General features: G+C 34.8%; 26 protein-coding genes. 17 read left to right on the top strand and 9 right to left on the bottom strand.

The features are described from left to right. Positions 1-238: 238 nt before the first annotated feature. Entirely contained in the window at positions 239-592 is a 354-nt protein-coding gene (locus KM885_RS06175) for a DUF1878 family protein (protein WP_052771721.1), read from the top strand. 5 nt (positions 593-597) lie between these two features. On the opposite strand, the gene KM885_RS06170 is transcribed toward KM885_RS06175, so the two are convergent. Further along, positions 598-1,077 (bottom strand): GbsR/MarR family transcriptional regulator, encoded by a 480-nt coding sequence (locus KM885_RS06170; protein WP_216883688.1) that lies wholly within the window; start codon positions 1,075-1,077, stop codon positions 598-600. Between the two features lie 389 nt (positions 1,078-1,466). Between KM885_RS06170 and KM885_RS06165 the strand changes: the two genes are divergently transcribed. The 3 genes from KM885_RS06165 to KM885_RS06155 all read left to right on the top strand — a co-directional run bounded on the left by KM885_RS06165 (position 1,467) and on the right by KM885_RS06155 (position 4,485). Further along, positions 1,467-2,666 (top strand): quaternary amine ABC transporter ATP-binding protein, encoded by a 1,200-nt coding sequence (locus KM885_RS06165; protein WP_060667479.1) that lies wholly within the window; start codon positions 1,467-1,469, stop codon positions 2,664-2,666. After that, positions 2,659-3,513, top strand: a complete 855-nt coding sequence (locus tag KM885_RS06160) for an ABC transporter permease (protein WP_047185308.1) — start codon at positions 2,659-2,661, stop codon at positions 3,511-3,513. The genes KM885_RS06165 and KM885_RS06160 overlap by 8 nt, the downstream gene beginning before the upstream one ends. A 69-nt stretch (positions 3,514-3,582) precedes the next feature. After that, positions 3,583-4,485 (top strand): glycine betaine ABC transporter substrate-binding protein, encoded by a 903-nt coding sequence (locus tag KM885_RS06155; RefSeq protein WP_047185309.1) that lies wholly within the window; start codon positions 3,583-3,585, stop codon positions 4,483-4,485. 52 nt (positions 4,486-4,537) lie between these two features. Here KM885_RS06155 and KM885_RS06150 read toward each other — a convergent pair whose 3' ends face one another. The 3 genes from KM885_RS06150 to KM885_RS06140 all read right to left on the bottom strand — a co-directional run bounded on the left by KM885_RS06150 (position 4,538) and on the right by KM885_RS06140 (position 6,120). Beyond that, positions 4,538-4,909, bottom strand: coding sequence for a YtxH domain-containing protein (locus tag KM885_RS06150; RefSeq protein WP_370447396.1), 372 nt, complete (start codon positions 4,907-4,909; stop codon positions 4,538-4,540). A gap of 121 nt (positions 4,910-5,030) precedes the next feature. Beyond that, the gene (locus KM885_RS06145) at positions 5,031-5,552 is read right to left on the bottom strand and encodes a tryptophan transporter (protein ID WP_047185311.1); all 522 of its coding nucleotides are present in this window, start codon (positions 5,550-5,552) and stop codon (positions 5,031-5,033) included. A gap of 136 nt (positions 5,553-5,688) precedes the next feature. After that, complete coding sequence (locus tag KM885_RS06140) at positions 5,689-6,120, bottom strand: HIT family protein (protein WP_047185312.1); 432 nt, start codon at positions 6,118-6,120, stop codon at positions 5,689-5,691. Positions 6,121-6,747: 627 nt separating this feature from the next. Between KM885_RS06140 and KM885_RS06135 the strand changes: the two genes are divergently transcribed. Both KM885_RS06135 and KM885_RS06130 read left to right on the top strand, forming a co-directional pair. After that, complete coding sequence (locus KM885_RS06135) at positions 6,748-7,491, top strand: ABC transporter ATP-binding protein (RefSeq protein ID WP_047185313.1); 744 nt, start codon at positions 6,748-6,750, stop codon at positions 7,489-7,491. Continuing rightward, positions 7,484-8,698: an ABC transporter permease gene (locus KM885_RS06130; RefSeq protein ID WP_204798131.1), complete on the top strand. Its 1,215-nt coding sequence runs from the start codon at positions 7,484-7,486 to the stop codon at positions 8,696-8,698. Before KM885_RS06135 ends, KM885_RS06130 begins: the two co-directional genes overlap by 8 nt. Before the next feature lie 91 nt (positions 8,699-8,789). On the opposite strand, the gene KM885_RS06125 is transcribed toward KM885_RS06130, so the two are convergent. After that, on the bottom strand, positions 8,790-9,227 hold the full coding sequence (locus KM885_RS06125; protein ID WP_047185315.1) for a ferritin-like domain-containing protein: 438 nt from the start codon (positions 9,225-9,227) through the stop codon (positions 8,790-8,792). Between the two features lie 90 nt (positions 9,228-9,317). Between KM885_RS06125 and KM885_RS06120 the strand changes: the two genes are divergently transcribed. From KM885_RS06120 to KM885_RS06110, 3 genes are all read left to right on the top strand, one after another. Beyond that, positions 9,318-9,947: a phosphatase PAP2 family protein gene (locus KM885_RS06120; protein ID WP_244986925.1), complete on the top strand. Its 630-nt coding sequence runs from the start codon at positions 9,318-9,320 to the stop codon at positions 9,945-9,947. A gap of 88 nt (positions 9,948-10,035) precedes the next feature. Continuing rightward, entirely contained in the window at positions 10,036-10,482 is a 447-nt protein-coding gene (locus tag KM885_RS06115) for a disulfide oxidoreductase (protein ID WP_047185316.1), read from the top strand. After that, complete coding sequence (locus KM885_RS06110) at positions 10,475-10,954, top strand: thioredoxin family protein (protein WP_204798132.1); 480 nt, start codon at positions 10,475-10,477, stop codon at positions 10,952-10,954. Before KM885_RS06115 ends, KM885_RS06110 begins: the two co-directional genes overlap by 8 nt. A 185-nt stretch (positions 10,955-11,139) precedes the next feature. Here the strand turns inward: KM885_RS06110 and KM885_RS06105 are convergent, their stop codons facing one another. Further along, positions 11,140-11,625, bottom strand: a complete 486-nt coding sequence (locus tag KM885_RS06105) for an antibiotic biosynthesis monooxygenase family protein (protein ID WP_225344049.1) — start codon at positions 11,623-11,625, stop codon at positions 11,140-11,142. A 358-nt stretch (positions 11,626-11,983) separates the two neighbouring features. Between KM885_RS06105 and KM885_RS06100 the strand changes: the two genes are divergently transcribed. From KM885_RS06100 to hemY, 4 genes are all read left to right on the top strand, one after another. Continuing rightward, entirely contained in the window at positions 11,984-14,191 is a 2,208-nt protein-coding gene (locus KM885_RS06100) for a transglycosylase domain-containing protein (RefSeq protein ID WP_204798133.1), read from the top strand. 214 nt (positions 14,192-14,405) lie between these two features. Further along, a complete protein-coding gene (gene hemE / locus KM885_RS06095; RefSeq protein ID WP_145523891.1) occupies positions 14,406-15,440 on the top strand; it encodes a uroporphyrinogen decarboxylase in 1,035 nt (344 codons plus the stop codon). Positions 15,441-15,460: 20 nt separating this feature from the next. Beyond that, positions 15,461-16,396 (top strand): ferrochelatase, encoded by a 936-nt coding sequence (hemH, locus tag KM885_RS06090; protein ID WP_216883687.1) that lies wholly within the window; start codon positions 15,461-15,463, stop codon positions 16,394-16,396. Continuing rightward, positions 16,396-17,796, top strand: a complete 1,401-nt coding sequence (gene hemY / locus KM885_RS06085) for a protoporphyrinogen oxidase (RefSeq protein WP_216883686.1) — start codon at positions 16,396-16,398, stop codon at positions 17,794-17,796. The genes hemH and hemY overlap by 1 nt, the downstream gene beginning before the upstream one ends. Positions 17,797-18,111: 315 nt before the next feature. Here the strand turns inward: hemY and yhfH (KM885_RS06080) are convergent, their stop codons facing one another. Both yhfH (KM885_RS06080) and yhfH (KM885_RS06075) read right to left on the bottom strand, forming a co-directional pair. Continuing rightward, entirely contained in the window at positions 18,112-18,237 is a 126-nt protein-coding gene (gene yhfH / locus KM885_RS06080) for a protein YhfH (protein WP_379566188.1), read from the bottom strand. A 108-nt stretch (positions 18,238-18,345) separates the two neighbouring features. Continuing rightward, positions 18,346-18,474 (bottom strand): protein YhfH, encoded by a 129-nt coding sequence (yhfH, locus tag KM885_RS06075; protein WP_083452453.1) that lies wholly within the window; start codon positions 18,472-18,474, stop codon positions 18,346-18,348. Between the two features lie 105 nt (positions 18,475-18,579). On the opposite strand from yhfH (KM885_RS06075), the gene KM885_RS06070 reads away from it, so the two are divergent. The 3 genes from KM885_RS06070 (at position 18,580) to KM885_RS06060 (ending at position 21,428) form a co-directional block, all read left to right on the top strand. Next, entirely contained in the window at positions 18,580-19,311 is a 732-nt protein-coding gene (locus tag KM885_RS06070; protein WP_047186735.1) for an MBL fold metallo-hydrolase, read from the top strand. 238 nt (positions 19,312-19,549) lie between these two features. Beyond that, complete coding sequence (locus KM885_RS06065) at positions 19,550-20,545, top strand: lipoate--protein ligase (RefSeq protein WP_047186736.1); 996 nt, start codon at positions 19,550-19,552, stop codon at positions 20,543-20,545. 349 nt (positions 20,546-20,894) lie between these two features. Next, positions 20,895-21,428, top strand: coding sequence for a competence protein ComK (locus tag KM885_RS06060; protein ID WP_216883685.1), 534 nt, complete (start codon positions 20,895-20,897; stop codon positions 21,426-21,428). On the opposite strand, the gene KM885_RS06055 is transcribed toward KM885_RS06060, so the two are convergent. Next, entirely contained in the window at positions 21,364-21,753 is a 390-nt protein-coding gene (locus tag KM885_RS06055) for a YhjD family protein (protein ID WP_216883684.1), read from the bottom strand. The genes KM885_RS06060 and KM885_RS06055 overlap by 65 nt on opposite strands. 212 nt (positions 21,754-21,965) lie before the next feature. On the opposite strand from KM885_RS06055, the gene KM885_RS06050 reads away from it, so the two are divergent. Further along, complete coding sequence (locus KM885_RS06050) at positions 21,966-22,601, top strand: TVP38/TMEM64 family protein (protein ID WP_216883683.1); 636 nt, start codon at positions 21,966-21,968, stop codon at positions 22,599-22,601. The last annotated feature ends 83 nt before the right edge of the window (positions 22,602-22,684 follow it).

The raw sequence follows: 22,684 nt of genomic DNA, 5'->3' as shown, positions 1-22,684 counted from the left end.
TTTTGGCAGATGGGAAAGCATAAAAATCTTTCCCGTCTACATAAGCGCAACTAAGGCATTCGCCCTAAGCAAATGCTAAGTTTCCTAAGGTGGAAGATATCATACTTTCTTCCTGTATAAGTGCAACTAAGGCAACCGCCCAAAAACCTGGCGAATGCCAAGTTTTCTAAGACATTAAATATGAAAACGAATGAACATAAAACTCTGAAGGAATGCATATAATGGGGGGTTGAAAATATTGAAGGAGTTTGGGAAGTGTGATACCTCTTCATTTCATATTCAATTAATTTCAAAGGTTATCAATCTTAATAGGTATCCATTTATTAGATTAATTATTGAAAATAATATATCGGAAAAAGAGTATAATGATTTGATGGAACTGTTAAATGGCCTTAATCAGACATACCATCAACAAAAAGAAGAGGGGCTTATAGACTTTACTACGCTTCTTGTAAGATTCGCAGGCATGCTAAATGAAAAACTCAACCCAAATGAAACAATAGCTGCACTAAAAAAAGAAGGATATTATCCTTCTTTAATGAATGAGTTTACCAATATCATAACGAGAGAATCGAAAATACGAAAAAGGTAGAATTACTATTTTTCATCTACTCTCTCGTAGAGTGATTCAATTTCGCTATGAAAAGCAATAATTTCCTTCAACCGATTAGAAACGTTCTTCACATCTGTTGAAGGTTCTTTATTTTGTTTGTCTATCATTATTTGTATTTCCTCTAATGTTTCTTTTTGGCTTTTTGCTGCATTAACCCATTCCGTGATATAAAAGTTCATAAATGTTTTAAATAATGGTGAATTTGCCTTATATAAATCCTTCCTTACGCCTTTTCTCCAAACGCGTTGTACTAAATTCATATCTAATAAACTACGAATATTGGTACTCATAGAAGTTTTACTTTTACCTAAAGCTTCGCTCATTTCATCAAGTGTAAGCGCCCTCCCGGAAAGGTATAAATATGAAAATAAACGTGCTTCTAATGGATGTAACCCGAACAATTGAACAGTTTTTGAAAATTCCGTAATAATTTGCTCTGTTTTTTCATTATTTATAATATCCATTAAACCACCAATCCCCTCTTATATAAAACCCTACAATAAATAATAAAATTTATAAAATTGACAGTTATGCAGTATTTTGACGTGATTAGGAGGAATTCAAAGCATTACTTACTTAATCTTTGTACAGTTCAAACTGTACATAAAATATATTCGAAAACAACGGTATTCACAGTTTGTGAAAGACTAACAATTAGATGTATAGTTATATAGTATGATCAGTTATTTAGAACTTTTGATGTCAAAACAGGTTTCTAAATAGTAAACATTTTGCTTAGCAGAAAGGAAGGTATAAGTTTTCTTCCTGTAAAAGTGTTACTTAGGCATCGCCCAACTTAATAGCGAATGCCAAGTTTTCTAATTAAATAGATTAAAAGAAAGAGGTGAAAGATATGTCAATCATCCAAGTAGAAAAGTTAACAAAAGTATTTGGAAAGAATACAAAGCAAGCATTAAAACTACTGAATGAGGGCAAATCTAAAGAAGCCATTCTGAAAGAAACAGGATGTACGGTTGGGGTTAACCAGGCTTCATTTTCTGTAGAACAAGGTGAAATTTTTGTAATTATGGGTTTATCGGGGAGCGGTAAGTCAACATTAGTTCGCCTTATTAATCGATTAATTGAACCAACGATGGGAAGCATATTTATTGACGAAGAGGATTTATCTAAAATGGATAAAACAGCTCTGCGTCAAGTAAGAAGAGAAAAACTAAGTATGGTTTTCCAGAAGTTTGGATTGTTCCCACATCGAACGATATTAAAAAATGCGGAATATGGTTTAGAAATCCAAGATGTACCTAAAGAGGTACGTGAGAAGAAAGCAAAAGAAGCTCTCGAATTAGTCGGGCTTGGTAATTATTTAGAACAATTTCCTGGTCAGCTTTCGGGCGGGATGCAACAACGTGTCGGATTGGCCAGGGCACTAGCAAATGATCCGAAAGTATTATTAATGGATGAAGCCTTCTCGGCACTTGATCCATTAATTCGTAAAGAAATGCAGGATGAATTAATAGATCTACAAACAACGATGCAAAAAACAATTGTTTTTATTACACATGATCTTGATGAAGCATTACGTTTGGGAGATCGAATTGCATTAATGAAAGATGGTTCTATTGTACAAATTGGTACTCCTGAGGAGATATTAGTTCATCCGGCAAATGATTACGTTGAAAAATTCGTGGAAGATGTTGATAAGTCTAAAGTATTAAGTGCTCAACACATTATGAAACGACCAGAAACGATTAATGTAGAAAAACATGGACCACGTGTTGCTTTAGAAAGAATGAGGGAAGAAGGTTTATCGAGTATTTTTGTAGTAGATGGTAAGAGAAATTTAAAAGGATATATTACTGCAGATGATGCTTCTGACGCACGTAAGAAAGACATTAGAGATGTACAACAAATAATCAAAACGGACATGCCGACAGTGAATAAAGATACGGCATTGCACGATATATTTTCTATCATTTATGATTCGCAAGTACCAGTAACAGTAGTGGAAGAAGGGAAACTAGTAGGAGTTATTGTCAGAGGTTCTGTTATAGCGGCTCTTGCTGGGGAAGGCGAGGTGAATGTAGAAAATGCTTAATAGTCTATTAGATTTTATACCAAAATTACCTATTGCAGAAGGTACGGAATGGGTAACAGATAAAACGAAAGAAACATTTGCATTTTTATTCGAACCGATCAAAAAATATTTAAATGAGTTTATGGGATTCTTCACAGATGATGTACTATTAGCAATTCCACCTGTCATTTTTATCCTTGCCGTTGCGGTGCTAGCGTTCTTTGTTTCCGGGAAGAAATTTGGTCTTGCAGCTTTTTCCATCGTTGGTCTTTGGTTAATTTATAATCAAGGTCATTGGGAAAATTTAATGAATACTGTCACACTAGTATTGTTAGCGAGTATCTTATCCGTTATTATTGGTGTTCCAATTGGTATATTGATGTCTAAAAGTAAAATTGCAAATACCATTATTACGCCAATTCTAGACTTTATGCAAACCATGCCAGCTTTTGTTTATTTAATACCTGCTGTAGCATTTTTCAGTATTGGTATGGTTCCAGGTGTGTTTGCTTCTTTAATATTTGCCACACCGCCAACTGTTCGATTTACAAACCTAGGGATTAGGCAAGTTTCCAGTGAACTGGTTGAAGCGGCAGATGCTTTTGGTAGTACAGGAGCACAGAAGTTATTTAAGGTAGAATTACCCATGGCGAAATCAACCATTATGGCTGGAATTAACCAAACCGTAATGCTAGCTCTATCCATGGTTGTTATTGCTTCTATGATTGGCGCGAAAGGTCTTGGTAGAGAAGTTCTTTCATCTCTTCAACGTGCAGAGGTGGGTACTGGTTTCGTAGCTGGTTTAGGTATTGTTATTTTAGCAATTATCATTGATCGTATTACCCAAAATATGAACAAGAAAAAATAAGTCTAGTTGGTATCTTTTCAATTTGAAAAGTCTAAATATAATAATTTTAAAAAAGGGGAGATTTTATTTATGTTTAATCTGAACTGGAAACGTCTTAGTGTTGTAGCTGGACTTTCCTTATCATTAGTTGCAGCAGGTTGTGGTGCGAATGACTCAGAATCAGATAATACTGCTTCTGACGGTAAATCAAAAGAGCAAAAAGAATTGAATTTAGCTTATGTAGAATGGGATTCAGAGGTCGCGTCTTCCAATGTTATTGGGAAAGTTCTTGAAGATTTAGGTTATAAAGTTGAATTAACTCCACTTGATAATGCCGTTATGTGGGAAGCAGTTGCAAGTGGGGAAGCCGATGCTTCGGTTTCTGCATGGTTGCCAGTAACACATGAATCACAAGCCGCCCAATACGGTGACCAGGTGGAAGATTTAGGACCTAATTTGGAAGGCGCTAAAATAGGTTTAGTTGTTCCTGAATATATGGAAGATGTTAATTCTATTGCTGATTTAAAAGATCAAGCTGATAAAAAAATTACCGGTATTGACGCAGGTGCTGGTGTAGTTGCTGCCGCTGAACAATCATTAGAAGACTATGATAATCTTGATGGATGGGAAGTTCAAACTTCTTCAAGTGGTGCAATGGCAACTGCATTAGGGGAAGCAATTAAAAACAAAGAAGATATTGTTGTAACTGGTTGGTCTCCACACTGGAAATTCTCCAAATATGATCTTAAATATTTAGATGACCCTGAAGGAACTTTTGGAGGAGAAGAAACGATTAATACCTTTGTTCGCGAAGGATTAAAAGACGATGCATCTGAAGCTTACCAAGTATTGGATAACTTCCATTGGGATATTTCTGATATGGAAGAAGTAATGTTAGCTATTCAAAATGGGGAAAGCCCTGAAGATGCAGCAGCAGCTTGGGTAGAAGAAAACCAAGATAAAGTAGCTGAGTGGACAGAAGGAATTGAATAATTAAATAGGCATAAAAAAGCTGATACATGTTTAAAATGTATCAGCTTTTTGTTTAATTTGTGGTGGTAGTCTTTACCTTTTCTTCAAGGTCTCTTAAACTGCTTTCTATTTGTTCCAAGTACTTATGAATATTTTCTTGGTGAGGCTCTACCGTGTCTTTCCATTCTTCTACTGATTTCTTGATATCTTGGGTTAAATCTTTAATTAAGGAAGCACTTTCCTTTGAAGTTTCAGTAATTTGTCTTTTAAGACGTAATCCATCTTCTTTTAAGTTATTAAGTAATTCTTTCATATCATGTTCTCTAAAACGATTACGAAAGTCTTTTCCAGATGAAGGTGTAGTTAATAAAGCTACGGATGCACTAACAGCTCCGCCAACAATGAGTCCTAAAACGAGTGATTTCGTTCTTGACAAAGTTAACACGCTCCTTTCACTTTATATTATAACATAATAATACTACAGTAATGCGTTGGTTGTAAGTGATACATCTCTATTTTTAGAAAAAAAGATCCTCAGGCATGATGCCAGAGGAACCTCTTTGCGTTTAAGTTGCTGCGATGAACTTTGTTCGTTTCATGATGGATTGGACAACAGGGTAAATAACTACCATGATTAGCGTGTTTACTGCAGCAGCGGGTAGGACAGCACCAACAAACATTGCTAAGAAAGTTCCATTACCTAACCCAGCAAACAATGCAACTACACCAACAAATACGGAACCACTAATGACCGTTCCAATGAAAGTTAAGATAGGTGCACTGATCGCATTGCGAACTTTCTTTTGTAGTAGTACAAAAAGAGCTAAAACAATAAATGCAGATAAAGGCTTATCAATCATGTTTGCAATTTGTCCACCGGGTGCTTGTGTAGTTAAAGCAGAAATAACTCCAGATACTAATGCCAATAACAGAACGTATCTTGCTTTAGGGAATAGAAATACGCCTAAAAACATCATGGATAACAACATATCTGGCTTAACACCAAAAACAAACCCTGGTACGACTGCGTGTAATACTGTACCAATCCCCACCAAAAGTGACAAAGTAATTAAAATGCGAATATTCATACTGATCTCTCCTCATCTATGCTTTTCTAAGCTACTCCCAACTGTACACTCGTTGTCAGTTGCGGAAACTTACAGCTATTATAACAAAAATAGAAATAAATAAATAGTGCTATTTATTTATTTCTATTTTTTCAGACTAATTTTGGATGTTTTGTCCGATTTCTTTAGCAATCTGTTGTAAATCTTCTGAAGTATAGTCATCGGTGTGAACGGTCCAATTTGGTGTATAGCCGTCTCCTTCGCCATATCGTGGGATAAGGTGGATATGTAAATGAAATACAGACTGTTCAGCAGCTTCTCCGTTGTTGTTTAACGTATTTAATCCAAGTGGTTGGTATGTTTCTTTTATAGCATTTGCTACTTTTGGAATTCGCGCATACAATTCTTTAGCTACTTCGGGTGGTGTTTCGAAAATATCTTTGACATGTGTTTTTGGAATGACTAATGTATGTCCTTTTGTAACTTGAGAAATGTCTAAAAACGCATACACATGCTCATCTTCGTAAACTTTTGCAGACGGAATATCACCATTTATAATCTTACAAAAAATACAATCTTCATGATTCATATTGATCACTCCTAATTAATAGTAATTACTACCTTCATCGGACTTTTTGAACATCCTCTTCTATTGTATATAGGAAGCGGAAACAAAGTAAAGTGTTTTAGAAAAAGAAATAGGCCCAACCCGTATATATACGAGCTAGACCTATTATTTGAAGAAACAGGATGGTAAACCTAATGAGTGGGGACAGTAAACTTGTTAAATCGTAATTTAACTGTTTACAAAAACCTTTTTGTCAAAGCCTCATATAATGAGACGATATCTGGCAAAAGGGTTTTCTACATTAGAATCGCCAACACCAACACCTCATTTGTGTGTAAATTAGTCTCAAATTCAGAGTAGATTATCGTTCACTAACACCTCATTTGTGTTTTTTAATATACACAAAATCTATATTAGTAACTCGATCACTAACACCTCATTTGTGATTCACACTTGGTTAAGTGTTTGCTGCATCCTGTTTCTTCACTACCTATTCTGTACTTGTTTCTTATTTTATATACAACAAATTAAAAATATTTCTTTAAAAAAATAAAACCCTATTTTCGTGTCGAAATTTTAATGACAGTTTGTTTTGGAAAAGCTTGCTAAACGTGATAAAATCAAGGGTAATGAAGAGGAGGAAATGATTTGGATTCACTTTTACATATTGATAATCTTTATGGTGGTTATACACATAAAAACGTCCTTCATGGTATTTCCTTTGATGTGAAGCCGAAAGAAATTGTTGGGTTAATTGGATTAAATGGTGCAGGAAAAAGTACAACCATTAAACATGTAATTGGACTTATGCAACCCAAAAAAGGGAACATCGTCGTAAATGGAAAAACATTTAAAGAAAGTTCTACAACTTATCGAAAGCAAATCGCATATATTCCTGAAATGCCAATCCTTTATGATGAATTGACTTTATATGAACACCTTCAACTTACTGCAATGGCATACGGACTTAGTGAAGATATCTTTAAGGAACGATTAGATCCTTTACTAAAGGAATTTCGTATGGAAAAAAAGCTAAATTGGTTTCCTGTTCATTTTTCAAAGGGGATGCGTCAAAAAGTAATGATTATGTGTGCATTCTTAATTAATCCTCCATTGTATATTGTCGACGAGCCGTTCGTTGGACTAGACCCATTAGGAATACAGTCTTATTTACAATTAATGAATGATGTAAAAAACAATGGTGCAGGTGTCTTAATGTCTACACATATTTTAGCAACTGCTGAACGGTATTGTGATCGTTTTGTTATTTTGCATGACGGTAAGATTCGTGCTTTAGGTACATTGGACGAGTTAAGAGACGATTTCAATATGCCTCAAGCAACTTTAGATGATTTATATGTTCAATTAACAAAGGAAGATAGCCATGTTTGATTCCCATTTGTTTTATAAAAGGCGTTTATCTGCCCATATAAAGGAATTAGGGAGATATTTACGCTATATTTTAAATGGACATATGGTTATTGTGCTTTTCTTTTTAATTTCTACTTTAGCTGTCTATTATCGGCAGGCTTTAGATGATTTACCGTCTAACTTTCCAACTGCTCTGGTTATTGGAGTTTTATTTGGTTTAGTTGCTAGCTATAGTCCTGTACGAACGTTATTAAAGGAACCTGATCTTGTTTTTATCATTACTGCAGAAGATAAGATGAGTGCTTATTTTCGTAATACTTTAATTTATAGTTTCGTGATTCAACTATATTTAATTTTACTTATAGCAGCTGCTTTAGGTCCTTTATTTTTTGCTTCTTATCCGGAACGTACTGGAAGTATTTATCTACTTACTTTACTCGTTTTACTTATTATAAAAATAGGCAATCTTTTTGCAAATTGGTGGATGCTAAAAGTTAGAGATAAAAATATACGATTATTGGATGCTTTCGTCCGTATCATATTAAACATAACCATTTTTTATTTTGTAATACGTGGCGATGTTATGTTTGCAGGGATTACGACGTTTATTTTTGTTATCATCTTTCTCTACGATTATTATTATTCCAAAAAGCAAATAGGGATTAACTGGGAATTATTAATCGAAAAAGACCAACATCGCTTACAGGCATTTTATCGTTTTGCTAATATGTTTGCAGATGTGCCACATTTAAAGGTACGTGTTAAAAAACGTCAGTGGCTCGTTCGATTGGTTACAAATTCTGTTCCATTTCATAATAAAAATAGTTATGACTACTTATACCGTATCACTTTTGTACGTAGTGGAGAGTACATAGGGATGTATTTCCGTTTACTCGTAATTGGAGGATTATTCATTTTCTTTGTCCCAAATATGTGGTTAAAGGTTATTCTTAGCATCCTATTTTTATATTTAAGTACATTCCAAATGATGACATTGTATCATCACCATCGAGTGAATATATGGTTAGATTTGTATCCTGTTGAAATGAGTGAGCGCAAAAGAGCCGTCATGAAAATTTTATATCAATTAAGTATTGTTCAAACGATTCTTTTTGCTCTTGTTATTGTATTAACACAAGAATATTTAGGATTTGTGATTGCTTTAATTGGTGGGTTATTGTTTAGTTTCGTATTTATTAGTGGGTATGTGAAATCTAAATTAGAATAAAACAAAAATAATCAGTGGAATAATAAGCTCCACTGATTTATTTTTGGAAGATAGAAACCCCCGATTGATAGAAGTCTTCTTTATAGCTATTTCATGAATTAAATCTTGGATCTTCTAATAACCGTTCGATTTCTTCTTTATGATTGGTTTCATCCGAAATTAAATCTTCTAATTTTACAACAAGTTCTGTTAATCCTAGATTTTCTGCCTGTTGTTTTCTTGTTTCATATCGTTTAATGGTATCAGATTCAGCTTTTAGAGTCGCCTCTAGTAAGTCTTTAACATCAGTAGGCTGTGGAACTTCTGCAGCGCTAGTTGTTGGTGTTCCGCCAAGTGATTTGATTTTTTCAGAAAGATACAATGCATGTCCTAACTCATCTGTAATCTCTTCTTCAAAAAATGGTTTAAGAGCAGAACGGTAAAGTCCGGATACAACGGAAGCACTATAAGTATATTGGATAGCTGCACCGTATTCATGAGATAGGTCTTCGTTTAGTCCATCTATTAATTGCTTCATTTCTTTTTCCATGATTATCCCTACCTTTATATTTTTGTTATACTACCTGTATACCACATCACGATTATTTTAAACATTACATACAAAAAGGGGTTAACATTATTGCGAAAAAGAAATCTAATGATATTGCTAACCATCATTATATTCATACCAATCTCGGTTTGGATATTTCAAATTAGGAATGGCTACGTTCCATTAGTGGATCAGTGGACAATTAAATTAGTAGAAGGGTATGCAGGTACACCTTTATACTATTTTGCGTTTGCCATTACTCAGTTGGGTTCAAGACAATTTTTAATTCCTTTTGTTCTAATAGCGTCGGTAATTTTGGCCTTGATATATAAACATTTGCTTCCTCCTTTTATATTTGCGGGAGGGACACTTTTTTCCTATTTTATAAATGGATTTATCAAAGATATTATCCCTCGCGAAAGGCCTAGTATTATAGTAGCAGCTAATGCGGTAGGAGGAAGTTTTCCATCAGGTCATGCCATGATTTCGATGGTTTGCTACGGTTTACTAGCATTTTTTATTACAAGAAAAGTGAAAGTACATAGTATATCAATAATTATCCAAGTTAGCTTATCTCTTCTTGTATTTCTAATTGGAATTAGTAGGTTCATTATTAATGCACATTATTTAACAGATGTATTAGCAGGGTTTGGTATAGGATTTATTCTATTGATCTGCTACATTTATCTATATGAAAAACTTTTTCCAAAAGAGTCATAAAGTTGTCATAGTTTTTTTTAGGCAGATAGGAAACCAACCATGTATAATTAGTTTTTAGAGAAAAGTAAACCATGAAAGGGTATATTATATGGGAAAACTATCCAAAAAAGCTGAAAATTTATTAATGTTAGCATGGACCCAGGCCTTTATCGCAATGGCAGGGAGTTTGTTTTATTCTGAAGTAATGGGATACATACCATGTGAATTATGTTGGTATCAACGAATTTTGATGTACCCATTAGTTGTTATTTATGGTGTTGCTGCAATCAAGAAAGAAATTAATAGTATTGTGTCTGGTATTATTTTAAGTGGAGTCGGTATCGTTGTTTCTTTCTATCATTATCTTGTTCAAAAAGTACCAGCAATGCAAGAAATGGGAGGGTCATGTGCTGGGGGCGTTCCTTGTAATGCAATATATGTGAATTATTTTGGTTTTATTACCATACCATTTTTAGCATTTGTCGCTTTTACTGTTATATTTGTTTTAAGTATATTTTTATGGAAAGTAGTAAAGGAGGAAGTAAATAATGGGTAAAAAAATGATAGCAATCATTGGGGTTATTGTGGTTTTAATTATTGCTTTGTTTTTCGTTGTCCAGTATCAAAATAACCAAAAAACGAATGGTTCAGATAATCCTTATGGAACGAGTGATTTAGATCAAGCAACTATTGATCAGCTAGATGATCCAAATTATCAAAATCAAATTTTGCCAGATGAGCTGGAGTCAAAGTTGAAAAATGGTGAAGACGTGACCGTATATTTCTTTAGTCCGACATGTTCGTATTGCCAAAATACGACACCATACCTAGTTCCGCTTGCTGAAGAAAACGGTGTCGATATGAAGATGCTCAATCTTCTAGAGTTTCCTGAAGAGGGTGAGCCTTACGCTATTGAAAGTACTCCAACATTAATTCATTTTAAAGATGGGAAAGAAGAAGCAAGGATTGTAGGTCAACAATCAGAAGAAGAATTCCAGAAATTTTTTGATGAATATGTACTTAAATAGGCAAACAAAAGCGTAAGCGCCCGGTTAGCGACGTACGGACTGGACTGAGCCGCAGGAGATAAAGGAAACACGACGAACGGAGTGAGTCGATGTTGACTTATCGCACGGAGGTGAAGGAAGTCTCGCTAGTCGCTGGGCGCTGGAGCTGGACGTCTTACTACGGAAAGAGCTAACTAGATAAAAAACTAGTTAGCTCCTTCTTTTTCATAAAGAAAATAGGAAGTAGTAAACGGTAAATCGCTAGGGTAAGCAGGTGTTTCTGCGTGCAATATTTTTTGTGCATCTTGAAATCGTTGAGATTTTTTCCAGTTATTATAGTTTTCAACGGACTTCCAAACGGTTAGAATAACAAATTTATTACCTTTTACCGGTTTTAGAAAACGGTAAGCGTGGCAGTCATCTATTTTATTCACTAGTCTATTTTTTATTCGATCCTCAAATACGTTTTGATCTTCTTCATATACAGTAATGGTATTCATAACAATATAGGCTTTTTTAATAAAATTACCGGATTGTTTAACTATTTCATACGTTCTACCAGCACTGAATACCTTCTTATCACTGTTCTCATAGTATGCTAATGCTCCACTATTACTAGTCATAAAGTGAAATGAAATGTTGGGGTGCTTTTCTTCTAGTTTAAGTAGAAAATCTAACGTACCATTTGTCATATGGGCCCTCATCGTACCACCCTTTCTCTTCTTATTATATTACCCGAATAGAAAAAATATAAGTTTCAGTTATGTATATACTACTAAATATAAAGAATACTTCCAACAGTGGGGGTTCTCTTCATCCCCCCATGATGGTTAGTTGCATTTATCGCCCATAAGTGCAGTTGGTCTCCACCAACCTTTTTGATTTTCAAGAAGCTTAAGAGGGGAGTCTTGCTTCCAGTTTAGGTGAGAAAAATCATTCACAGGGAGTTTGTAATTTATAATTATTATTAACTAATAAATAATTTATTTTGCTTTTCTGATTGCGGAATTTGTCGTATAATTAGGTGAGTATCATTACAGAGGTGAATCGATGCAGAATAATAAGAAGGAACAATTATCAATACGACATCGGTTAATAAGAAAATTGAAAAGGTATTTCATTTTTCTTATTAGTATTTTATTATTTTGCTTCATTGGTTATGGGGCCATTTGGGTTGGTGGAAGTTTAGTTGTTGACAAAGAAAAATTAAGTTTAGATGGGACTACTACAATTGAAACGACTAATGGTGAAATAATAGGCAAACTCTATAATGAGAATAGAAACTACATATCTATTGATGAGATACCTGAACATGTAAAAGATGCATTTATTTCGATTGAAGATAGACGTTTCTACGACCATTTTGGTGTGGATCTCAAATCTGTTATACGTGCTGTTTACAAAGATATTCTTGCTATGGGAAAGGTAGAAGGGGCAAGCACTTTAACCCAACAATTAGCGAAAAATCTCTTTTTATATAATGATAAAACATGGTCTAGAAAAGCTAAAGAAGTAATGGCCGCTATTTATTTAGAGCAGCAGTTTACAAAGGATGAACTATTAGAATTATATTTGAACCAACTCTACTTTGGAAAGGGGGTATATGGATTAGAAACTGCTTCTCATTTCTTTTTCTCTAAATCTGTTTCCGATTTAACCATTGCAGAAGGTGCTATGTTAGCAGGTCTTGCAAAAGCTCCGAATGGTTATTCCCCAATCGATTATCCCGATAAGGCCTTGAAACGAAGAAATATCGTTTTACAGTCCATGGAAGATGCAGGAAAGATTTCTCATGAAGTAAGATTAAAAGAACAAAGTACAGCCCTTGATCTAAATTTGCAAAAGGAAAAAGAAAAACCATGGAATGATTCTTATATGGATCTAGTAGTAAAAGAAGCTGAAGAAAAATATAAATTGTCCTTGGATGATTTAGAGAGGGGAGGTTACCGGATTGTTGTTAATTTAGACAATAATATACAGAAGGTTGCTTACAAAAAGTTCCAAGATAGTGATTATTTCCCGGGAAACAATGATGAGGTGGAAGGAACATTTGTCATGATGGAGGCGAAAAGCGGGAAAATTGTCGCGACTTTAGGGGGAAGAAATTATCAGTTTGGTAATTTAGATCGCGTGTTAGTGAAGAGACAACCAGGTTCGACATTCAAACCTTTAGCAGTATATGGTCCTGCTATGATGAAAGAAGATGCATATTCAGCATTTACACTTATTCCCGATCAACAAATGGATATTCATGATTACGAGGTTTCAAATGCAGATGATACGTACGCGAATATAACTACGGTTTATGAAGCAATCGTTCAATCCAAAAACACTTCTGCTGTGTGGTTATTGAATGAAATAGGGGTAGACTATTCTAAAACGTATTTAGAAAAAATGGGAATACAACTAGATAATGATGATAAAGGACTTGCAATTGCTTTAGGTGGATTAACTCGTGGAGTTACCCCAATTCAGTTGATGGAAGGGTATAGTGCCTTTGCTAATGAGGGAAAAATGGTGAAATCATATACGATTGATCGGATTTATGATCGATATGATAAAGTGGTTTATGAGGCAGAATCCCGAAAAACTAAGGTTTTCAGTCCTCAGGTCGCATGGGATATGACAAAAATTTTATCTACTACAGTGAAGAAGGGGACAGGAAGTGCAGGGGAATATAAGAAGGCCTTAGCAGGAAAAACGGGAACCACGGAACATCCTCACGTCGAAGGACAAACAAAAGATGCATGGTTTGTAGGATATACACCAGAATATGTAAGTGTATTATGGATGGGGTATGATCAATCGGATGAAAATCATTATCTTACAGGTGGCAGTACTTATCCTACTGCTCTTACTAAATCGATACTAACGGAAATGGATAAAGAACATTCATTATCCAAGGACTTCATCAAACCTAGTAATGTGAAAGACTTACCTGAACCAATTGTATTACCTGAAATTGAGAATATTCGCGCTGAACTCGAATTCGGAGGAGTTTCTTTCGTCAGAGGAAAAATTTCATGGAATGGGTCTAAGGATAAACGTGTAGTTTATCGTATCTATCGTGAAAAAGATGGAATCGATGAACGGGTTGGAGAAGTTACAGGAAAGGATGAATTTTATATAAATTTTAATTTATTCCATTCCAATAACTATTATGTTGTTCCTTATGATCCACTTACAAAATTGGAAGGCGTAAGGTCTGATACGGTAAATTTATCCTACCTCAAGCCTTCTAGGGAACAAAGAAGGTAGTTGAGAGATCAACTGCCTGTAAAAGTCCGATAGGTGCGGCCGTCAGTAGGGGATGAAGAAAAACCCCGCCGATGAAAGTCTTCTTTATCATGGTAAAATGTTTTCATATCATCGTGTAATTGAGTCAAATTAGTGACAAAAGTGGATTTTACTACACTTTTGTTACGCAAATCTTTATAGTAGGGATAGAAGAAACGGTTAAAGGATGAAAAAAATGTCGAAAAAAATCAATGATACTATTATTAAAGCATATAACGGGGAAGAAACGGATTATACTCCTGGCTGGTTTATGAGACAAGCAGGTAGATCACAACCAGAATATCGAGAACTAAAGAAAAAGTATTCTTTATTTGAAATCACTCATCAACCAGAATTATGCGCATATGTAACGCGTTTACCAGTAGAAAATTATGGGGTTGATGCTGCTATCTTATATAAAGATATCATGACACCACTTCCTTACATTGGTATTGAAGTGGAAATAAAAGCGGGCGTTGGACCTGTTATTGATAATCCGATAAACAACTTCCAAGATGTGGAAAGCCTAGGTGAAATCAATCCATCCCGTGACGTTCCATATGTATTAGATACGATCAAATTGTTAACGGAAGAACAATTAGAAGTACCTTTGATTGGGTTTAGTGGTGCGCCATTTACGCTTGCTAGTTATATGATTGAGGGAGGTCCTTCAAAAAACTATAATAAGACAAAGGCATTAATGTATCGTGAACCATCCACATGGTTTGCTTTAATGGATAAATTAGCTGATATGATTATTTCCTATGTGGAAGCACAAGTTGAAGCTGGTGCAAAGGCAATTCAAATTTTTGACTCATGGGTAGGGGCACTTAATGCACCAGATTACCGTGTATTCATTAAGCCTGTGATGACAAGAATTTTTTCGGAATTACGTAACCAAGATGTACCGTTAATTTATTTTGGTGTTGGTGCTCGTCATTTATTATTAGAGTGGAATGACTTACCGGTTGATGTTATCGGGTTGGATTGGAGAACTTCTATTAAAGAAGCGCGAGAAATGGGCGTTACGAAGGTTCTACAAGGAAATCTTGATCCTATGATTTTACTTACAGAATGGGAAACAATAGAAAATAGGACAAAAGCTATTTTAGACGAAGGTAAAGAGTATGGAAATCACGTCTTTAATTTAGGACATGGAGTGACTCCAGAAATTAAACCTGAAACATTGAAGAAATTGACAGCTTTAATTCATGAATACTCAAGGAAATAGACACGAAAGGACGCGAACAAATGAGTAAGAAACAAATTGGACTACTAGTAATGGCATATGGAACTCCATATAAAGAAGAGGATATCGAACCATATTATACACATATCCGTCATGGTAGAAAGCCAGAACCTGAGGCATTGCAAGATTTAAAAGATCGTTATAAAGCAATTGGCGGGACTTCTCCATTAGCTAAAATTACAAAAGACCAAACGAAAGCACTAGAAGAACAATTAAATTCTATTCAAGATGAATATGAATTTAAGGCTTATATTGGCTTGAAACATATTCATCCATTTATTGAAGATACCGTGAAAGAAATGGCAAAAGACGGAATTACGGAGGCTGTTTCCCTTGTATTAGCACCTCATTATTCTACATTTAGTGTGAAATCTTATAATGATCGTGCGCAAAGCGAATGTGAAAAACACGGAATTTCTATTAAATCTGTACAGAGCTGGTATACCGAAGAAGGCTTTATTAAATTCTGGGCAGATGGTGTCAAAACTATCTTTAATAAAATGAGTGACGAAGAACGTAATAAAGCTGTATTAATTGTTTCTGCACATAGCTTACCAGAGAAAATTTTACAAAATGGAGACCCATATCCGAACCAGTTAAAAGAGACTGCTGATCTTATAGCGAAAGAAGCTGGAATCGAAAATTATGAATTAGGTTGGCAAAGTGAAGGAAATACTCCCGATCCTTGGCTAGGACCAGACGTACAAGATCTAACTCGTGATTTATTTGAACAAAAAGGATATCGTTCCTTTGTTTACGCACCAGTTGGATTTGTAGCGGATCATTTGGAAGTTTTATATGATAATGATTATGAATGCAAAGTAGTTTGCGACGAACTAAATGCGAATTATTATCGTCCAGAAATGCCGAATGTCCATCCATTGTTCATTGAGACACTTGCTAATGTTGTATTAAATACTACGAAGAGTGAAGCATAATGGAAAAGAAAAATATAGTCATTGTAGGTGGCGGAATTACAGGTCTTTCCGCTGCCTACTATTTAAAAAAGTTAATCCAATCAAAGTCTCTTCCTTATACATTTAAATTAATCGAGGCAAGTGAGCGTCTAGGTGGAAAAATACAAACAATAAAACGCGATGGATTTACAATTGAAAAAGGACCGGATTCTTTACTAGAAAGAAAACCTTCCGCAATTAAGCTTGTGAAGGAACTTGGTCTAGAAGATGAAATGATACATAATGCAACTGGACAGTCCTATATTTTAGCACAGAATAAATTACATCCTTTACCAAAAGGAACGTATATGGGTGTACCTAAAGACAAAGGTGCTTTGATGTCATCCAGTCTCCTTTCCTGGAAAGGTAAGATTAGGGCACTAAATGATCTTGTTTTACCAAAAAGTAATAATGATGGAGACCAATCATTAGGCAAATTTTTACGTGCTCGTTTTGGAAATGAGACTGTGGATATGCAAATCTCTCCACTTTTATCTGGTATTCATTCCGGAGATATTGACGAAATGAGTATTAATGCCACTTACCCTCTGTTTTATCAATTAGAACAAAAATACGGAAGTGTGATGAAAGGTCTACAAAAAACAATGCCTAGTACCAAAAAGAAAAATAAAAAGCAAAAAGGGGCATTTTTTTCATTTGAGAATGGTTTGGAGACTTTAATTCACCGTTTAGTAGAAGAAATAGATAAAGAATCTATTTCCATGCAAAAATCGGTAGATCATATTGAAAAGAAAGAACACGGTTACCATATATTATTAAGTAATGGTGACGTAATAAAAGCGGATACTGTTATTATGGCAACACAGCATGATGTTGTACCTAAAATATTTAGCCAATTTGAATTCTTTAAGACGTTACAAGAGATTCCACTTACATCCTCAGCGAATGTAGTTATGGCATTTGATGAAAAAGCTATTAAGAACAAGGTAGAAGGAACAGGTTTTCAAGTTGCCCGTAACAGTAATAAATACCGAATTACGGCATGTACATGGACTAATAAAAAATGGCCAACAACAACACCAAAAGGCAAAGTATTACTACGTTGTTACGTTGGAAAACCGACTGATCAAGAGATTGTGGATTTATCAGATGAAGAAATAACGGAGTTAGTAATAAATGATTTAAAACAAGTGATGAAAATTAAGGGAAAACCTGAATTTACTATTGTCACTCGGTGGAAAGATTCCCGTCCACAATATACAGTAGGCCACTTGGACAGAATAAAGAAAGTGAAAGAAAATATAGCGGAACAATTACCAGGAGTTTATTTAATTGGTAGTTCGTATGATGGTTCAGGAATTCCTGATTGTATTGCAAGTGGAGAAAACATTGCACATGAAGTTTTAAATAACTTAGCGTAACTAGTGGCGTTGATTATTTTAATCAACGCTATTTTAAAAGGCAATTTAGCTACAATAGCACTTATCAACCTAATGGCTAATACAAGTTTTCTTAAATAAAAAATACAACTGCAATGCAGCTGTATCCATTTTGAATCATTAGGAAGATGAGATTGATAAAGAAGACTTCCATCAGTGGGGAAGTTCCATCATCCTCCACTGATGGCGAACCTTTACGGGCAGTTGATCTCCCACCTATCTTTTTGTTCCCCGAAAGCTTGAGGTGGAATAAATATATCGTGATTCTGTTATAACGAGAAAAATACTTAATATTTATTATCTAGCCGGATGATCGCATTCGTCACAAATATTACCATAACAATCGGCTTTTTCGTGGATTTCCCCTCCGCAAACGTGGCATTGCTTTTTAGGAAGATTTTTAAAGAATTCGATTATATTCATCATGATAACTTTCCCCCTTAGTAAATACTTAGATTGTGTTGTATGTTAGGTGTTGCTTTTTTATTATGTTGTATAACAGCAGTGGTATAAAAAAAGAGCGATATTGGATTATCTTGCTGGGTGGTCACATTCGTCACAGATATTACCATAGCAATCTGCCTTTTCGTGGATGTCTCCACCACACTGCTTACATTGTTTTTTAGGTAGGTTTTTGAAAAACTCAATTACGTTCATCATGTTTTTATTTCCCCCTTTTGTTATTGTACTATTATTGTATTACAACAGGGTTAAAAGTGTCAATGCTGTTTTATAACATTTTTAAAAAAATGAAGGAGTGTTTTGATGAAGCTTACTGTAATTGGCTTTTGGGGCGGTTATCCAGCCGTAGATGGTGCAACTTCTGCTTATTTGTTGGAGAAGGATGGGTATTCACTATTAATGGATGTTGGTAGTGGTTCCTTATCGAAATTGCAAAAATATAAGCATATCGCAGACCTTGATGCTGTGATTGTTTCCCATTATCATCATGATCATGTCGCTGATATTGGTGTATTGCAATATGCAAAATTAATTGAGTATTATGTAACAGGGAATGATACAGTTTTGCCTATTTATGGACATGCAGAAGATAGCGATGGTTTTCAAGCCCTATCCCATACATATACAAAGGGAATGGCTTACAGTCCTGATGAAGCATTGCAAATTGGTCCTTTTACGATCACATTCTTAAGAACCAAACATCCTGTGCCATGTTTTGGAATGAGAATTACAGATGGTGAATCTGTTGTAGTATACACCGCTGATTCTAGTTATCAAGAAGAATGGGGGGCTTTCGCTGAAGGTGCAGACTTGCTTATAACGGACTGTAACTATTATGCGGGTATTGACGGTTCGAACGCCGGTCATATGAATAGCGAGGAAGCTGGTCGAATTGCTGCAATGGCTAATGTCAAACAACTATTATTATCTCATTTGCCTCAATATGGGGAGAGGGAAAAATTAATTAAAGAAGCAAAGCAACATTTTCCCGGAGAAGTTCAACTGGCAAAAGAAGGGTTAATTTGGAATAGGTAATTTAGGGCATTTTTCTTTGAATTGTGATTCAATTTGTTAAAATAATGAAGTAGGATAATTATAGTGTGTGTTCAAAAAGGAGGATGAAAAGGACCAAGCAGTTCGAGGCGGCGTAGCTTTGAGTACCGGAACGTATGCAATTAATACGTGAGGAACGGAAAAGCAAGCCAACGAAGAAATGCGAAGTGTCATTTTCACCGGACTTTTTTGAACAACCTCTTATAGGAGATGATAGGTTATGAAGTTTATCGACAACAAAGGTATTACAGATCCAATGATTAATTTGGCTATCGAGGAATATATCCTTGAAAACTTTGGGGAAAAGGATACATATTTACTTTTCTATATTAATCAACCGTCTATTATTATTGGTAGAAACCAAAATACGATTGAAGAAATAAACACAGATTATATTGATGAAAAAGGTATTAAAGTGGTTCGTCGTTTATCTGGCGGTGGGGCAGTTTACCATGATGAGCAGAATATAAACTTTAGCTTTATTACGAAAGATGATGGAGAAAGTTTTCAAAACTTTGCTAAATTCCTAAAACCGATTATAAAAGTGTTAAATGATATGGGTGTTCCAGCAGAACTACAAGGGCGAAACGATGTTGCAGTCAATGGACGAAAAATATCTGGTAATGCTATGTTCTCAACTAGAGGACGGATGTTTAGTCATGGAACATTAATGCTAGATTCTGAAGTAGAAGAATTAACGAAAGCGTTAAAAGTGAAAAAGGAAAAAATTGAATCCAAAGGTATTAAATCCATTCGCAGTCGAGTTGCAACTATTTCGGAATTCTTAGATGAAAAAATTTCAATGGAAGAATTTAAAGAAATAATCTTAAAAAATGTTTTTGAAGTAGATGATGTGAAAGATGTGCCTCAGTATGAACTCACAGAAGAAGATTGGGAAAGAATTCATGAAATTTCTAAAAATAGATATCAAAAATGGGAATGGAATTATGGAAAATCCCCATCTTATAATGTTCAAGAATCTCATAAATTCCCTGCAGGATTAGTAGACGTTCGTCTTGATGTCCAAAAAGGGATAATTAAAAACTGCAAAATTTATGGAGACTTCTTTGGAATCGGGGACATAAAGGAATTAGAAGAAAAATTAATAGGAATTCGTCACGAACGTCAAGCAATTGAGAATGCATTAGAAGAAGTAGACGTTCCACATTATTTGGGTAAAATCTCTAAGGAAGATTTTTTAAGCTTATTATATTAAAAATTAAAACAGCTCACGTTTTGTGGGCTGTTTTTTAGTTGTTAGGAAGTTATAAAATTTGCTGCATGTGGATGATTATTCAGAAGAGGCCACGTCCGGCTCCAGCGCCCAGTGACTAGTAGACTTCCTTCACCTCCGTACGATAAGTCAACATCGGCTCGCTTACGCTCTCCGTGTTTCCTTTATCTCCTACGGCTCAGTCCAGTCTATACGTCACTAAACGGGCGCTTACGCCTTTGTTCTTGAAAATGTCAAGTTTTCTAATTTTTTACTACCATTTTTAGACAAAATTTGTTAAATTAGTAGTAAGCTACTTTCTTTTCGTTTTCTAATGGAAAGGAAGGTTATTATGTTAGAAGAACAAGATACCTCAATTTTTGAAATAAGCCCTCTTACATTGGCAATTGTCGCGGAACAGAATGATCATAATGGAATTATTACTAGAATCATGGAAGAAGATGAAGAATATATTGTTGATGTTACCCCTTATCAAATTATCAATTTTGCCTGCAAATATTTCGGATCGAGTCTAAGAGGCAGGCAAGATGGAGCCAGGAACATTTCTGGCTTTACTAGTAAAATTCCAATATCCATCGATCCTTCTAGCGGCATGTATTTTTTTCCTACAACATCACCTAAAAACCCCAAATGTTCTTGGATTTCCCATTCCCATATTGACAAAATTAGTAAGGTGACAGAACGCAAAACTAAAATTCTATTTAAAAATGGAAAAAAGTTAATATTAGATGTATCCATCAGAACGATGCTGAATCAAGTACAACGAACGGCACAGTTTCGTTTTCTACTTGATAAGCGTCTTAATTATTTACAACAGCAGGGTCCTGAAATGATAGCAGAGCCTTTTCCATTAAACTTCGAATAACTTCTTCCACTTTCTTACGAATAGCAGGGTTAAAATAATTTCTTTTTTCTTCTCTTCCTTGGCAAAGGAAAAGAAAAGAAGAAAATGAGTCATTTTTATTTAAATGGATGATTTGCATTTTTTTGTCTTGCATGATTTTACGAAGTTTTCTACGTTCTTTTCTCGCGAGCAATGCCATTCTCTCTATAAGGTCAAGATAGGGCTCATTAATTTTAAACTTACCATCTTTAATATGGTTCATATCTTGATTCAATACGACGATTGCCATGGATAGAAATAAGAATCTTGTTGCAACTTGTAGTTCATCATCATGAAGATATCGCATATGAACTCCTCCATTAAAGAACAAGTGTTCTGTGTTTATTCCTATTATATGATAAAATCAAACTAAAATACAACATAAATTAATATTTTTTAGTAAAATGAAAGAAAGTAGCTTAATTCAACTTAGAAAGTATGCAGGTACCTTCATTTAGGATAGAATGAGAATAAATACACTCGGAAAGATAGAACATTTACATAATGAGGAGTATTAATTTGATGTTAATGAACATTAGCTTTTCCAATTGGCAAACGGTGCTCCAAAAAGAAGGAACCGAAGATTTTATTATGCAATTACTGGATCAATATGAAGGATTAGGTCCAGTTCCCGGCTTTGTTCTTCCCTTTATCGAAGCATTTTTACCTTTTTTACCATTGATTGTATTTGTCTTAACAAATGCTGCAGCATATGGGTTATTTGAGGGTTTTCTATTATCCTGGCTTGGTGCTAGTTCTGGTGCAGTGGTTGTTTTTATTATTATAAGGCAAGTAAGAAATAGAAAATGGGTAAAGAAAATAAGGAAGAATAAACAAGTAACTGCGGTTACATCATGGGTAGACAAGCACGGTTTTGGACCATTATTTGTTTTACTTGCCTTCCCGTTTTCTCCATCCTCTATTATTAATGTTGTAGCTGGATTATCGAAAATTAGCATTCAACAATTTGCATTAGCGGTTCTTCTTGGGAAATCTGTTATGATTTTTTCTATATCTTATGTCGGTTCAAGCATCATGGAGTTTGCGGAAAAACCGATGAAGACCATTATTGTCTTAATCATTATTGTCTTGTTCTGGATTATTGGAAAGGTCGTCGAAAAGCGGCTGGAAAAACGGGCGGCAAGAAATAACTGACAGAATTATAAACTATAATAGAGCTTCTATCTTTGGTAAAATAGAAAAGGTAGGAGCTTTATTATATATAGCACCGTAAAGAT

Origin of the sequence: Oceanobacillus caeni, from assembly GCF_019037185.1 — a bacterium.
Taxonomy (GTDB): domain Bacteria; phylum Bacillota; class Bacilli; order Bacillales; family Amphibacillaceae; genus Oceanobacillus; species Oceanobacillus caeni.
The sequence above is the reverse complement of the archived record's forward strand: the minus strand, read 5'-3'. Positions and strand labels throughout refer to the sequence as shown.

What these genes read in the sequence shown, in the direction of transcription:
- KM885_RS06170 (WP_216883688.1), bottom strand. Translation starts at nt 1,077, where the DNA reads ATGGATATTATAAATAATGAAAAAACAGAGCAAATTATTACGGAATTT.
- KM885_RS06165 (WP_060667479.1), top strand. Translation starts at nt 1,467, where the DNA reads ATGTCAATCATCCAAGTAGAAAAGTTAACAAAAGTATTTGGAAAGAAT.
- KM885_RS06160 (WP_047185308.1), top strand. Translation starts at nt 2,659, where the DNA reads ATGCTTAATAGTCTATTAGATTTTATACCAAAATTACCTATTGCAGAA.
- KM885_RS06155 (WP_047185309.1), top strand. Translation starts at nt 3,583, where the DNA reads ATGTTTAATCTGAACTGGAAACGTCTTAGTGTTGTAGCTGGACTTTCC.
- KM885_RS06145 (WP_047185311.1), bottom strand. Translation starts at nt 5,552, where the DNA reads ATGAATATTCGCATTTTAATTACTTTGTCACTTTTGGTGGGGATTGGT.
- KM885_RS06140 (WP_047185312.1), bottom strand. Translation starts at nt 6,120, where the DNA reads ATGAATCATGAAGATTGTATTTTTTGTAAGATTATAAATGGTGATATT.
- KM885_RS06130 (WP_204798131.1), top strand. Translation starts at nt 7,484, where the DNA reads ATGTTTGATTCCCATTTGTTTTATAAAAGGCGTTTATCTGCCCATATA.
- KM885_RS06125 (WP_047185315.1), bottom strand. Translation starts at nt 9,227, where the DNA reads ATGGAAAAAGAAATGAAGCAATTAATAGATGGACTAAACGAAGACCTA.
- KM885_RS06115 (WP_047185316.1), top strand. Translation starts at nt 10,036, where the DNA reads ATGGGAAAACTATCCAAAAAAGCTGAAAATTTATTAATGTTAGCATGG.
- KM885_RS06110 (WP_204798132.1), top strand. Translation starts at nt 10,475, where the DNA reads ATGGGTAAAAAAATGATAGCAATCATTGGGGTTATTGTGGTTTTAATT.
- KM885_RS06105 (WP_225344049.1), bottom strand. Translation starts at nt 11,625, where the DNA reads ATGACAAATGGTACGTTAGATTTTCTACTTAAACTAGAAGAAAAGCAC.
- KM885_RS06100 (WP_204798133.1), top strand. Translation starts at nt 11,984, where the DNA reads ATGCAGAATAATAAGAAGGAACAATTATCAATACGACATCGGTTAATA.
- hemE (WP_145523891.1), top strand. Translation starts at nt 14,406, where the DNA reads ATGTCGAAAAAAATCAATGATACTATTATTAAAGCATATAACGGGGAA.
- hemH (WP_216883687.1), top strand. Translation starts at nt 15,461, where the DNA reads ATGAGTAAGAAACAAATTGGACTACTAGTAATGGCATATGGAACTCCA.
- hemY (WP_216883686.1), top strand. Translation starts at nt 16,396, where the DNA reads ATGGAAAAGAAAAATATAGTCATTGTAGGTGGCGGAATTACAGGTCTT.
- yhfH (WP_379566188.1), bottom strand. Translation starts at nt 18,237, where the DNA reads ATGAATATAATCGAATTCTTTAAAAATCTTCCTAAAAAGCAATGCCAC.
- yhfH (WP_083452453.1), bottom strand. Translation starts at nt 18,474, where the DNA reads ATGATGAACGTAATTGAGTTTTTCAAAAACCTACCTAAAAAACAATGT.
- KM885_RS06070 (WP_047186735.1), top strand. Translation starts at nt 18,580, where the DNA reads ATGAAGCTTACTGTAATTGGCTTTTGGGGCGGTTATCCAGCCGTAGAT.
- KM885_RS06065 (WP_047186736.1), top strand. Translation starts at nt 19,550, where the DNA reads ATGAAGTTTATCGACAACAAAGGTATTACAGATCCAATGATTAATTTG.
- KM885_RS06060 (WP_216883685.1), top strand. Translation starts at nt 20,895, where the DNA reads ATGTTAGAAGAACAAGATACCTCAATTTTTGAAATAAGCCCTCTTACA.
- KM885_RS06055 (WP_216883684.1), bottom strand. Translation starts at nt 21,753, where the DNA reads ATGCGATATCTTCATGATGATGAACTACAAGTTGCAACAAGATTCTTA.